Genomic DNA, 13,030 nt, shown 5'->3' on the forward strand with positions numbered 1-13,030 from the left:
CCAAAATGACCTCCAAGAACGAACTCAAGGAACGCCTGCGCAGCGGCGCCGGCAAGAAGCAGGCGATCGCCATCGCCGTGGTGCTGGCGCTTGGCGCCGCGGCCGCGGTCGGGTTGATGACCACGGGCGGGAAGTCCGGTGGCGAAGAGTCGCACGCACACGAAGAAGCCAAGGGCCATGGCGACGGCGAACATCACGGTGAAGCCAAAGCCGGTGGGGAAAAGGGTCACGACGACGCCAAGGGGCATGGGGACGGCGAACACCACGAAGAAGCCAAGAAGGGCAGCCGCGGTGGTGAGCTCATCTCCAAGGGTAATGTGACCGTCGAGGCGCTGCTGTCCGAGGATCAAGGCACGCCGCGCCTCAAGATCTGGGTGTCTCAGGCAGGCAAGGATGTCGCGCCAGCTCAGCTGCAGGTGACTGCACAGATCAAGCGTCCGGGCGGCGAGGAGCAGAAGCTCACGTTCGCCGCTCAGAAGGACGCGCTTGTCAGCGCCCAACCTGTTGAAGAGCCGCATGTCTTCGACGGCGTCATCCAAGTTGTGGTCGCCGGCCAAACCCAGTCGTTCCCGTTCTCCCCCAGCGAAGGGGTGATCGCGTTGTCCGCCGAGCAGCAGAAGTCTTCGGGCATCGTGGTCGAAGCCACCAAGGCCGCTTCGCTGGCCGCCAGCTACCAGCTGCCGGGCGAGGTCAAGTTCAACGAGGACACCACCGCGCACGTGGTCCCACGCGTGGCCGGCGTTGTCGAATCTGTGCCGGTGGCGCTGGGGCAGACGGTTCGCAAGGGGCAGGTGCTGGCCATTGTGAACAGCACGTCGATCTCTGACCAACGCGCCGATTTGCAAGGTGCGCAGAAGCGCCTGCAACTGGCCAAGATCACGTACGAGCGCGAGAAGAGCTTGTACGACGCGAAGATCTCGCCGCAGCAGGATGTGCAGATCGCCGAGCAAGCCATGCGCGAGGCGGAGATCGCGGTTTCGAACGCCCGGCAGAAGCTCCAGGCCGTCGGCGCCACGCTGGATAGCGGTGCCCTCAACCGCTATGAACTGCGTGCTCCCTTCGACGGCACGATCGTCGAGAAGCACATCGCGCTGGGCGAGCAGGTGCGCGAGGACGCCAATGTCTTCACGGTCGCCGATCTGCGCACTGTGTGGGCCCAGATCAACGTGCCCGCCAAGGACCTGCCGCTGGTGCGCGTAGGCGACAACGTGGTCGTGCGCGCGGCGGCGTTCGAGCAGTCCGCGGTCGGCAAGGTCGCCTACGTCGGCTCGCTCATCGGCGAGTCCACCCGCACGGCCCAAGCCCGCGTGACGCTGGAGAACCCCAAGACCGCATGGCGGCCGGGCCTGTTCGTCAACGTCGAGATGAAAAGCGAAACCTTCGACGCGCCGGTGACCGTGACCTCCGAAGCCGTTCAGACGATGGAAGAGAAGCCCGTCGTGTTCGTGAAGACCGGTTCGGGCTTTGTCGCCCAGCCTGTCAAGGTGGGCCGCACGGACGGCAAGCGGGTCGAGATCGTCGAGGGCCTGAAGGCCGGTGTGCCCTACATCGCCGTCGGCAGCTTCGTTGCCAAGGCCGAAGCCGGCAAGTCCACGGCTTCCCACGCCCACTAAAGAGATGACGCAACATGTTTGAACGCATCATCCGCTTCGCCATCGAGCATCGATGGCTTGTCATGCTTGCCGTCTTCGGGATGGCCGCACTCGGGGTGTTCAGCTATCAGAAGCTGCCCATCGACGCCGTGCCGGACATCACCAACGTGCAGGTGCAAATCAACACCGGTGCACCCGGCTACTCGCCGCTGGAGACCGAGCAGCGCGTCACCTATCCGATCGAGACCGTGATGGCCGGCCTGCCTGGCCTGCAGCAGACCCGCTCGCTGTCGCGATACGGTCTGTCCCAAGTGACGGTCATCTTCAACGACGGCACGGACATCTACTTCGCCCGCCAGCTCGTCAATGAACGCATCCAATCCGCGCGGTCTCAGCTGCCCGAGGGCGTGACGCCCAACATCGGGCCGATCTCGACGGGGTTGGGTGAGATTTTCCTTTGGACTGTCGAAAGCGAGCCGGGCGCAAAGAAGCCCAACGGTGAGCTGTATACGCCGGCAGACCTGCGCGAGATTCAGGACTGGGTCATCAAGCCGCAGCTGAAGAACGTGACGGGCGTGACTGAGATCAACTCCATCGGCGGCTTCGCCAAGGAGTACCACGTCGCCCCCGACCCGTCCAAGCTGTCCTCGTACGGCCTGACGCTCAGCGACGTGGTGACTGCGCTCGATCGCAACAACGCGAACGTCGGCGCGGGCTACATCGAGCGCCGCGGTGAACAGTACCTGATCCGAGCCCCGGGCCAGGTGCGCTCGATTACCGACATCGGCAACATCGTCCTGCTCAACGCCGGCGGCGTGCCGGTGCGCGTGCGTGATGTCGCCACGGTGGAAATCGGCCGAGAGCTGCGGACCGGCGCCGCGACCGACAACGGCCGCGAGGTCGTGCTCGGTACCGTCTTCATGCTCATCGGTGAGAACAGCCGGACGGTCTCGCAAGCGGTTGCCAAGAAGATGGCCGAGATCAACGCGAACATGCCCAAGGGCGTCCACGCGGTCACGGTCTACGACCGAACCAAGCTGGTCGACAAGGCAATCGCCACCGTCAAGAAGAACTTGATCGAAGGCGCTGTGCTCGTCATCGCCATCCTGTTCTTGTTCCTGGGCAACATCCGTGCGGCCATCCTGACGGCCATGGTGATTCCGCTGTCGATGCTGTTCACCTTCACCGGCATGGTGAATCAGAAGGTGAGCGCCAACCTGATGAGTTTGGGGGCCCTGGACTTCGGCATCATCATCGACGGCGCGGTGGTGATCGTCGAGAACTGCGTGCGGCGCCTGGCACATGCGCAGGAGCACAAGGGACGACTGCTGACGCGCTCGGAGCGCTTCCACGAGGTGTTCCTCGCGTCCCAAGAAGCTCGTCGTCCGCTGCTGTTCGGACAACTGATCATCATGATCGTCTACCTGCCGATCTTTGCTCTGGCCGGTGTCGAAGGGAAGATGTTCCACCCGATGGCCTTCACGGTCGTGATCGCCCTGGTCGGCGCCATGATCCTGTCGATCACGTTCGTTCCCGCAGCGGTCGCGCTGTTCATCGGCAAGAAGGTTGCCGAGAAGGAAAACTGGCTGATGAGCTGGGCGCGTCGCGTGTATGAGCCGCTGCTCAACTACGTGATGGGTGCCAAGGCCGTGGTGTTGACCTTCGCCGCAGTGATGATCGTGCTGACAGGCTTGATCGCCGCGCGGATGGGCAGCGAGTTCATCCCCAGCTTGAACGAGGGCGACTTCGCCATCCAGGCGCTGCGTATTCCGGGAACGAGCCTTACGCAGTCGTTGACGATGCAGCAGCAGCTGGAGTCGACGCTGAAGGCGAAGTTCCCTGAGATCGACCGCGTCTTCGCTCGAACCGGTACTGCGGAGATCGCGTCGGACCCGATGCCGCCGAACATCTCGGACGGCTACGTGATGCTCAAGCCGCAGGACGAGTGGCCTGATCCCAAGCGCACGCGTGACGACCTGTTGGCGGCCGTGCAGGCCGAGGCGGCCAAGCTGCCGGGGCAGAACTATGAGTTCTCGCAACCGATCCAGCTGCGCTTCAACGAACTGATCTCGGGCGTGCGGTCCGACGTCGCGGTGAAGATCTTCGGCGACGACATGGAGGTCCTGAACGCGACCGCTCAGAAGATCCAGGGGCTGCTGCAAGGCATCCAGGGGTCCTCGGAAGTGAATGTGGAGCAGACCACCGGGCTTCCGATGCTGAGCGTGACCGTCGATCGGGAACGCACGGCGCGTTACGGACTCAACGTCCAGGATGTGCAAGACACGCTCGCGACCGCTGTCGGCGGACGCGACGCGGGGATCATGTTCGAAGGCGACCGCCGCTTCGGCATCCTGGTGCGTCTGCCCGAAGTGCTTCGCGCCGACGTGGAGGCCATCAAGCGGCTGCCGATCCCGATGCCAGTCGGGGCAGACGGCGCACGCCGCTTCATCCCGCTCAGTGAGGTCGCTGACTTCACGACGGCGCCTGGTCCGAACCAGGTCAGCCGCGAGAACGGAAAGCGTCGGATCGTGGTGAGCTCGAACGTGCGTGGTCGCGACCTGGGCAGCTTCGTTGCTGAGGCCCAGCAGTTGATTGGCGCGCAGGTCCAGGTCCCGACCGGCTACTGGATGGTCTGGGGCGGCCAGTTCGAGAACCTGCAGTCGGCGACCCAGCGTCTCCAGATCGTGGTTCCGGTCTCATTGCTGCTGGTGTTCGTGCTGCTGTTTGCCATGTTCGGGAACATGAAGGATGGCTTCATCGTCTTCACCGGGATCCCGTTCGCCTTGACTGGCGGCATCGTGGCCTTGTGGTTGCGAGACATCCCGCTTTCGATCTCGGCAGCGGTGGGGTTCATCGCGCTTTCTGGGGTGGCGGTGCTCAACGGGCTCGTGATGATCTCGTTCATCCGCAACCTGCGCGAGTCAGGCAAGAGACTGGACGAGGCGATCCACGAAGGCGCGCTGACGCGTCTGCGTCCGGTGCTGATGACTGCGCTCGTGGCCTCGCTTGGCTTCGTTCCGATGGCGCTTGCCACCGGCACCGGCGCCGAGGTCCAGCGACCGCTTGCCACGGTGGTGATCGGCGGCATCTTGTCTTCGACGGCATTGACGCTGCTGGTTCTCCCCATCCTCTACCGCCTGGCACACCGGCGCGATGAGGAAGAGGAGCAACTGGAGAGCCGATCCCCGGCTGCCGAGCACGGAAGCGCCCATTGAGCACCCTCTGAGCGCCAGCGGTCCCGCGCGAGGCTGAAATGCCGCGGCGCGGGGCCGCTGGGTATCGCTGTTGCCGAGGATGGGAATCAAACGAACAAGGAGATGACCCATGTCCAAGGACCACGACCACTCTGCCGCGGCAGGAGGCAATGAGCGCTCGCTATGGATTGCCTTCACGTTGACCTTCGGCTTTCTGATCGCCGAGGTCATCGGCGGTATCGCGACGAAGAGCCTGGCGCTCATCTCGGACGCTGCCCACATGTTCACTGATGCGGCTGCCCTTGCGATCGCGCTGGCAGCCATACGCATCGCCAGACGGCCGGCAGACAAGAAGCGCAGCTTCGGCTATCACCGCTTCGAGATCCTGGCTGCGGCGTTCAACGCCCTGCTGCTCTTCGGGGTGGCGATCTACATCCTCTATGAGGCCTGGCAGCGGCTCAACTCGCCGGCCGAGGTTCAGTCGGTCGGCATGCTGGTGATCGCCTCGCTCGGTTTGATCGTCAACCTCGTGAGCATGCGCATGCTCATGGGCGGCAAGGATGCGAGTCTCAACGTCAAGGGCGCCTATCTGGAGGTCTGGAGCGACCTGCTGGGATCGGTCGGCGTCATCGTCGCGGCCATCGTCATTCGTTTTACCGGCTGGGCGTGGGTCGACAGTCTGGTCGCCGTGGGCATCGGTCTTTGGGTTCTGCCTCGGACGTGGGTGCTCCTGCGCGAGAGCCTGAACATCCTCCTTGAGGGCGTGCCCGAGGGGGTAGACGTGACGGCGATCGAGTCGGCGATGACCGCAACGTCCGGCGTCACGGGGATTCATGACCTGCACATCTGGGCGCTGTCCAGCGGCAAGACGAGTCTGAGCGCGCACGTCGTGCACGACGACTCGGTCTCCGTGGGTCCCCTGCTGACCCAACTCCGCCAGTTGCTCAAGGAGCAGTACGAGATTGCTCACGTCACCTTGCAGATGGAGACCGAGGCCTGCAGCGACGCGCTCGATCAGAGCCATTGGGTCGAGCCGCGCACCGGGCTTGCGGAGAAGGCTCTGAAAGCCTCCAAGTAATTCAAGGAATGCGGATGCTTCGCTTGGGTCATCGGTATGAACCCGAGCGTCAGCGTTCGCGAGCGAAAGTCTCAGATGAGCACGGGCTCTCACGAAACCCTTCATGTGATGTTCAAGTACCTGGCCATCGTTGGCTGGGGAATCGCGCTCGTGTACCTGACCTACACCTCGATCCGGGACTACATGTCGCTGAAGGATCGTCGTGCTGCGAGAAGGGCCGAGCGGCTTGCGAAGCGGTCCAGGAAGAAGCGACGGTAGTTCGCTGACGCCCCTCATGCACTCAAAGCCGGAGAACCAGATGGCTGAACGAAAAGATTCTGAACAGGCCAAGTCCCAGTCGCTGGAGGCCAACTCGCCTAGCGCGTCGACTCCTCCGTCGCCGGATCACAGGCATGTGAAGGGCGAGAAGCATGACCACGGAAGCGAGGCCTCCGAAGACCATGGCGATCACGATCATGGCCATGAGGGCGGCATCTTCGGCAGCAACACGGAGCTGATCTTCTCGCTGCTGTGCGGTGCGCTGTTGTTGGCGGGGTGGCTGCTCGGCAAATATCAAGTGCTCTCGTCCACGCTGGAGACGAGCCTGTACGTGGCGGCCTACGTCTTCGGCGGCTTCTTCACGCTGCGCGAGGCGGTGGAGAATATTCGTAAGCGGCGCTTCGAGATCGACACGCTGATGCTCGTTGCCGCAGCCGGCGCGGCCGCGCTCGGCGAGTGGGCTGAAGGCGCCTTGCTGTTGTTCCTCTTCAGTCTGGGGCATTCGCTCGAGCATTACGCGATGGGCCGCGCACGACGTGCGATCGAGGCGTTGTCCAAGCTGGCGCCAGAAACCGCGCTTCGCAAGCGTGACGGCACCACGCAAGAGGTGCCAATCGCTGAACTGGAGCCCGGTGACATCGTGGTGATTAAGCCCAACGAGCGCATGCCGGCCGACGGCTTTGTGATCACGGGCAAGTCCAGCGTGAACCAGGCGCCTGTCACCGGGGAGAGTATTCCCGTGGACAAGCAGCCCGTGGAGGACGCGCAGCAGGCGCTTGCCGCTTTCGACCGCGTCGCGGCAACGAGTCGCGTGTTTGCGGGCACGATCAACGGCTCCGGATCACTGGAGGTGATGGTCGCCAAGCGATCCACCGAGTCCACCATGGCACGCGTCGTGAAGATGGTGACCGAGGCGCAGCAGCAGCAGTCCCCCACCCAGTCTTTCACGGCGAAGTTCGAACGCATCTTCGTGCCGACCGTGCTGGGCTTCGTCGGCGCGCTCTTGTTCGCAGGCTTCATCATCGACGAGCCCTTCAGTGCGACGTTCTACCGTGCCATGGCAGTGTTGGTGGCTGCTAGCCCATGCGCGCTTGCCATCTCGGTCCCGAGCGCCGTCCTGAGCGGCGTTGCTCGGGCGGCGCGTGGCGGGGTTCTCATCAAGGGCGGCGCGCCGCTGGAAAACTTGGGGGTCTTGACCGCGATCGCGTTCGACAAGACAGGCACGCTCACGGAAGGCAAACCCAAGCTTGTGGATGTCCAGGCTGCGCCTGGCGTGGAGCAGGATGAACTGCTGGCCGTGGCACTGGCCATCGAGAGCCACAGCGATCACCCGCTGGCAGCCGCCATCGTGTCTGGCGCGAAGGAACGGATGCAGGGAACTGCTCAGGCCCTGAGTGCCGAAGATGTTCACAGCGTCACCGGCAAGGGCGTCAAGGGACGCATTGGCGCCGACGACGTGTGGATCGGCAAGGCCAAGCTCTTCGTGGAAGATGTGGGTGGCCTCCCGCCGGAGGTTTCCAGCATCGATCAGCACCTGATCGAGAAGGGCCGCACGACCATGATCGTCAAGCGAGGCCAGCGCTTCCTGGGCGTCATTGGCGTCATGGACACGCCTCGCCCGGCCGCCGCGGACGTCATGAGCAAGCTTCAAAAGCTTGGCGTCAAGGACCTGATCATGATCTCGGGGGACAACCAGCGGGTTGCCGACGCGGTGGCGAAGTCCGTCGGCCTGAGCGAGGCAAAGGGCGAGTTGATGCCGGACGACAAGGTCGGCTTCATCAAGCAGCTCAGCGCCAATGAGGGCAAGGTGGCGATGGTCGGGGACGGCGTCAACGATGCTCCGGCCATGGCCAGTGCAACGGTCGGGATTGCCATGGGCGCGGCCGGGTCGGACGTGGCGTTAGAGACGGCAGACGTGGCGTTGATGGCGGACGATCTCTCGAAGCTTCCGTTCGTGGTCGGACTGTCGCGCAGGGCGAGCGGCGTCATCAGGCAGAACCTGTGGGTCTCCCTGGGCGTCGTGGCGGTCTTGATTCCGGCCACGCTCTTCGGCTTGAATATCGGCACCGCGGTCCTGTTCCACGAGGGTTCCACCCTCATCGTGGTCATCAACGCGCTTCGCTTGCTCGCCTACGGCGACCAGAAGGCGTCGGACGCATGAGATCGACGAACAACAACGAGATCCGCTCATGAAACTTTTGATCGTCGAGGACGAGGAAAAGGCCGCTGAGTACCTTCGCAAGGGGCTCACCGAAGAAGGCTACTCCGTGGAGGTCGCCCACAACGGCGTCGACGGACTGCACATGGCCTCGGTCAACAACTACGACTTGCTTATCCTTGACGGGCAGTTGCCGGGCATCGATGGGCTCGCCATGCTGAGCGCGATCCGTCAGAGCAGCGATGTGCCCATCCTGATGGTCACGGCCCGCTCACGCGTTGAAGATCGCGTCAAGGGCCTGCAAAGCGGCGCTGACGACTACCTCACCAAACCCTACGCGTTCTCCGAACTCGTGGCCCGGGTTCAGGTTCTCCTGCGCCGGCGCACGGGCGGTCGACAGGTGACCGAGGAGTCTGTGTACCGTGTGGCCGATCTGGAGGTGGATCCCATCCGTCGCAAGGTCAGCCGCGCTGGTCAGCGGATTGACCTCACCACCAAGGAGTTTGGTCTCCTCGCGCTGTTGATGCGTCGAAAAGGCGAGGTGCTGTCCAGAACAGAGATCGCGGAGCAGGTTTGGGACATGAACTTCGACAGTGACACCAATGTGGTTGAGGTGGCTATACGCCGACTGCGCGTGAAGATTGATCAGCCGTTCGATCGGGCCCTGATCCACACCGTGCGTGGGATGGGGTACGTCATCGAAGACCGGCCCGCATGAGCGTCGCCATGCATGCGGGAAGCCTTCGGGCACGGCTCCTTCGTCGACTTGCTCTGCAGTCCATGGCGGGGCTCGGCGTCGTCTGCGTGGCTGTCTATGTGGTGATCTTCCTGACGCTCGATCAGCGCCAGAACCAGACGCTGAACATGAAGCGCGAGGCCGTTGAGCATCTGCTCAAGGAAGGGCGTGGCGCACACGACCTGGACAGTGTTCGGCACCTGCTGAACGACTTCCTTGCTGGGCACGATGAGCTTACGCTGAGCGTGGCGGACAACTCGGGCCACATCTTTCTGCCACCGCAACGCGCGGCGAGCGCCGACGTCAAGGTCGAGCGATTCCCCGTGCCGCTCCCTCCCGATCTGGGCGGCGTAGGGACCGCGTCGCTAGCGTTCGACCAGAGCAAGGACAAGGAGCTGCTCCTGCGGCTCGCGTGGACGCTCGGTTTTGCAGCTGTCGGCGGCTCCCTGGTGCTCTCGGCGGCTGCAGCATTCGGGGTGAGGCGGGAGCTCGCGCCCCTTCGCGCGCTTGTCAGGCAGACCGCAGCTGTCCGCGCGGACCGTCTGGAGCTGCGACTCGACGGCCGTGATCAGGTGGAAGAGTTGCAGCCGCTCATCGCTCAGACGAACGACCTGCTCGATCGCCTCGCCATCGCCTACAGGCAGATGGAGTCGTTCAACGCAGACGTTGCGCATGAACTGAACAATCCGCTCTCTATCCTTATCAACAGCTGTGAATTTGCGCTGCGTCGTCCGCGCTCCCCGGAGGAGCTGAAGGAAACACTCACGTCCAACCTGGAGGAACTCAAGCGGATCGCTCGCATCGTCGCGGACATGCTTTTCCTCGCGAACGCACAGCGTGGTGCCCAGGCCAGCCGGGACGAGCTCACCGAACTTTCAGAACTCTTTGCAGAAGTGCTGGACTATCACGAGGCCGCGCTCAATGACGCGGGACTGCGTGGTGTCGTCACGGGCCGTGCGCAGGTTCGCGTGGACGCGGCGCTACTTCAGCGCGCGATTTCGAATCTGATCGGCAACGCCAGGCGCTACGCGACACCGGGCACGGACGTCGTGGTCGAGATCGAGCCACGTGCCGTCGGAGAGGTCTATATCGGCGTGAGCAACCAGGGCGCGGAGATCCCGCCTGAACATCTCCCTAGACTCTTTGACCGCTTCTATCGCGTTGATCCGTCCCGTACAGGCGCCAGCAAGAATCACGGATTGGGGCTGTCCATCGTCGCCGCGATTGCTCGCATGCACGGTGGATGCGCGCTGGTGAGTTCCGAGGGTGGCGTCACGCGCGTGGGTTTCACGATCACGTCGCCCATCGCGGAGCAACGTTGATCATGCAACTCGTGGCATCGGGCTCGCACGCGGCGCCGCCGATCGCCTCCATTCACTACGAAAACCCGCGGCAACCTCTCGCTTGATCGATACAATGTTGAAGACCGAAGACATGCAAGTGCGTGAAGGCTCCGAAGCTCCTGCGATTTCTCAGCGCGATGAGCTGGTGATGAAGGAAATGAAGGATTTGGACAAACTGATCCTGGCGCTCCCAGCGGTACTTCACTTCAGCAAAGTTCAGACGCTCAAGCGGCAAGCGGATGAACTGCAGCCACGCAGCGCGGCGTTGATGTTGGCGTTGCATCTGAACCGGCCCCCTTCGGAAATGGTGGTCTCGTCCAGTGACCTTTTGACATCCATTCGCCAGCTTGCCCAACTGGCGTCAAAGTCCCGGTTGTCCCAGAACGGGCAACTCACCGTGAAGCTCCTCGTGGACTTGGCTGCGCGACTGCATGCAGACTTGATCCGGATGAACGCTGTTGCTTGAAAAGGATGGAAAACGGCTCCCGCTGGCATCTACGAGATCAGAGGAGATGCCCCATTTCATGCACCTTTCCGCAAGACAGCCATCGCTTTTCGAGCGGTCCTCGCCTATCCTGGTGGTAGGATAAAAAAATGTCGCACGGGCACTCGCATACCGGTCACCCGAAGATCATCAATCGCCTCAAGCGCGCCAACGGTCATCTTGCCAACGTGATCGCATCGCTTGAGGCGGGAGCTTCGTGTGTCGAGGTATCTCAGCAGCTTCAGGCGGTTGAAGGCGCCATCACTTCGGCGAAGAAGGCCCTGATCCATGAACACCTGGAGAACTGCCTGCTCGGAAGTGCGCGACACGATGATCACGTCCCAACGGACGAGGTCCTCGACGAACTCAAGAGAATCACCAAGTACCTCTGATACCCGCTGAATTTCCTCTGACTCAGCACTGAACACCATCCGCCATGAAGCGTTCCACCCACACCATGCCAGCGCCGCGCCCCCGCGGCGAGTGGGCATCGTGCATGTGGGTGTTGCGTTTGATGCTCGTGCTGGTGCTCATCACCGACCAGGTGGGGGCGCCTCTGCATCAGCACCATCACGATTCCGGCGTGGATGCGCTGTGGTCCAGGGCTACTGCATACAGTCACGACGATGACCTGACGGTGCATGCGGAGGAAAGCGAGAGGCCCAGCACGCTCGGCCACGCCACGTTGGCGGTGCGCCCCGCAGGGGAGACCGCCAGTGTTGCGGTCGTTGCCGATCCCGCCCGGGACTTCGCGACTGTTGCGTACATCTCCGGCCTCTGGGCCGCGCTTGCGCTGGTGGCGCAAGCGGACGACTCCGGGGTCGGCCCGGATTTCCCCTCCTGGCGATCTCCGCCGCTCCCCAGCTACCGCAGCCTGCCACCCGCCGGCCGCGCGCCCCCGCTCCACGCCTGAAAGCCCTTGCCGCGCGTGAGGAGTGATCGACTGATCGCTCGCCCAGCTGTGGCAATTCCCCTTTCACGGTTGGTCTCGCCATCGCGAGCAGCCGCACGCATTCGTGGAGCCCTTCATGTCCGACGCTCTTCCTTCGAGCACGTCCCTACACGGCCGTGGCCGCCTTCTGCTGGCCTGCGCAGTTCTTCTTGCCTCCTATTCCTTTTGGATGCCCGCTCACGCGGTTGATCGCGCCGCCGCCTTCACCGTTTCCGCAGCGCAGATGCAGGCGCTGGGAATCCAGGTTCAACGCCTGGGTGGCCAGACCGACGTCGCGGGCCTCACCTATCCAGCGCGCGTGGCCCTGCCACCGAAGCAGCAACAAGTCGTCTCCTCTCCGCTGACCGGCGTCGTGGACCAGTTGCTTGTCTCCGAGAACGAGACCGTGAAAGCGGGCCAGCCGGTTGTGCGTCTGCTCAGTCCGGAACTGGGTGAGCTGCAGCTCAAGCTGATGGAAGCATCGACCCGGCAATCACTGGCCGACAAGACGCTGACCCGGGAGCGCCAGCTGTTCTCGGAAGGCATCATTCCCGAGCGACGCGTGCAGGAGGCTGAAGCCAACGCGCTCGAAGCCCGTGCGCGTCGTCAGCAGTCCGAGGCCGCGTTGCGCCTGGCCGGTCTCGACGACAGCACGATTCGCAAGCTCGCGGCTGGCGGTTCCGCCACCGAGTCCGCCATCACGTTGCGGGCACGCGCCGGCGGGGTCGTGACCGAGCTGACTGCCAAGCCTGGCTTGCGCGTGCAGCAGGCTGAGTCGCTGATGCAGATCGCGGACACGCGAGCGCTGTGGCTCGACATCCAGGTGCCGATCGCACGTCAGGCCGAAGTGGCCACCACCAAGGGCGCCGCCGTCTCCGTCGTCGGGCGCGATGCCATCCAAGCCACTGTTCTGAGCTCGGGAACAGGCGTTGGAGATGGACAGACCTTCGTGCTCCGCGCTGAGGTTCGGCAAGGTGGGCAGACCCTGCGACCGGGCGAGTTCGTGCAGGTCCGACTTCCCTTCGCAGCAGCAGATGGGTGGGCGGTTCCGCTGTCCGCCGTCGCGCGGGACGACAACAAGGCATACGTCTTCGTGCGGACCAAGGAAGGTTTCGTTGCGCAGCCTGTGGTGATCCTTGCCACGGGTGGCACGACTCTGCGCGTCAAGGGAGCCCTCCAAGCGGGTCAGCAGATCGCCGTGACCTCGGTCATCGCGCTCAAGGCCGCTTGGCAGGGCAAGGGCGGAGGCGACTGAC

At 63.5% G+C, this 13,030-nt stretch carries 10 protein-coding genes; all 10 read left to right on the plus strand.

Going from position 1 to position 13,030, the window contains the following annotated elements:
* Window positions 1-5 precede the first annotated feature (5 nt).
* Window positions 6-1,613 carry an efflux RND transporter periplasmic adaptor subunit gene (locus CDN99_RS09605; RefSeq protein ID WP_088384627.1) on the plus strand — a complete coding sequence of 536 codons (1,608 nt, stop codon included), beginning with the start codon at window positions 6-8 and terminating at the stop codon, window positions 1,611-1,613.
* A 14-nt stretch (window positions 1,614-1,627) separates the two neighbouring features.
* Window positions 1,628-4,807, plus strand: a complete 3,180-nt coding sequence (locus CDN99_RS09610; RefSeq protein ID WP_088384628.1) for a CusA/CzcA family heavy metal efflux RND transporter — start codon at window positions 1,628-1,630, stop codon at window positions 4,805-4,807.
* A gap of 109 nt (window positions 4,808-4,916) precedes the next feature.
* Window positions 4,917-5,864, plus strand: coding sequence for a cation diffusion facilitator family transporter (locus CDN99_RS09615; RefSeq protein ID WP_088384629.1), 948 nt, complete (start codon window positions 4,917-4,919; stop codon window positions 5,862-5,864).
* Window positions 5,865-6,162: 298 nt separating this feature from the next.
* Window positions 6,163-8,283: a heavy metal translocating P-type ATPase gene (locus CDN99_RS09625; protein ID WP_238139448.1), complete on the plus strand. Its 2,121-nt coding sequence runs from the start codon at window positions 6,163-6,165 to the stop codon at window positions 8,281-8,283.
* A gap of 28 nt (window positions 8,284-8,311) precedes the next feature.
* Window positions 8,312-8,998, plus strand: coding sequence for a heavy metal response regulator transcription factor (locus tag CDN99_RS09630; protein ID WP_088384632.1), 687 nt, complete (start codon window positions 8,312-8,314; stop codon window positions 8,996-8,998).
* Complete coding sequence (locus CDN99_RS09635) at window positions 8,995-10,338, plus strand: heavy metal sensor histidine kinase (protein ID WP_088384633.1); 1,344 nt, start codon at window positions 8,995-8,997, stop codon at window positions 10,336-10,338. The genes CDN99_RS09630 and CDN99_RS09635 overlap by 4 nt, the downstream gene beginning before the upstream one ends.
* A 94-nt stretch (window positions 10,339-10,432) precedes the next feature.
* Entirely contained in the window at window positions 10,433-10,825 is a 393-nt protein-coding gene (locus CDN99_RS09640; RefSeq protein ID WP_088384634.1) for a hypothetical protein, read from the plus strand.
* A 128-nt stretch (window positions 10,826-10,953) separates the two neighbouring features.
* Window positions 10,954-11,235, plus strand: a complete 282-nt coding sequence (locus tag CDN99_RS09645) for a metal-sensing transcriptional repressor (protein ID WP_088384635.1) — start codon at window positions 10,954-10,956, stop codon at window positions 11,233-11,235.
* Between the two features lie 44 nt (window positions 11,236-11,279).
* Window positions 11,280-11,756 (plus strand): hypothetical protein, encoded by a 477-nt coding sequence (locus CDN99_RS09650; RefSeq protein WP_088384636.1) that lies wholly within the window; start codon window positions 11,280-11,282, stop codon window positions 11,754-11,756.
* A gap of 115 nt (window positions 11,757-11,871) precedes the next feature.
* Window positions 11,872-13,029 carry an efflux RND transporter periplasmic adaptor subunit gene (locus tag CDN99_RS09655; protein ID WP_088384637.1) on the plus strand — a complete coding sequence of 386 codons (1,158 nt, stop codon included), beginning with the start codon at window positions 11,872-11,874 and terminating at the stop codon, window positions 13,027-13,029.
* The last annotated feature ends 1 nt before the right edge of the window (window position 13,030 follow it).

This window comes from Roseateles aquatilis (assembly GCF_002205645.1).
Classification (GTDB): domain Bacteria; phylum Pseudomonadota; class Gammaproteobacteria; order Burkholderiales; family Burkholderiaceae_C; genus Roseateles; species Roseateles aquatilis.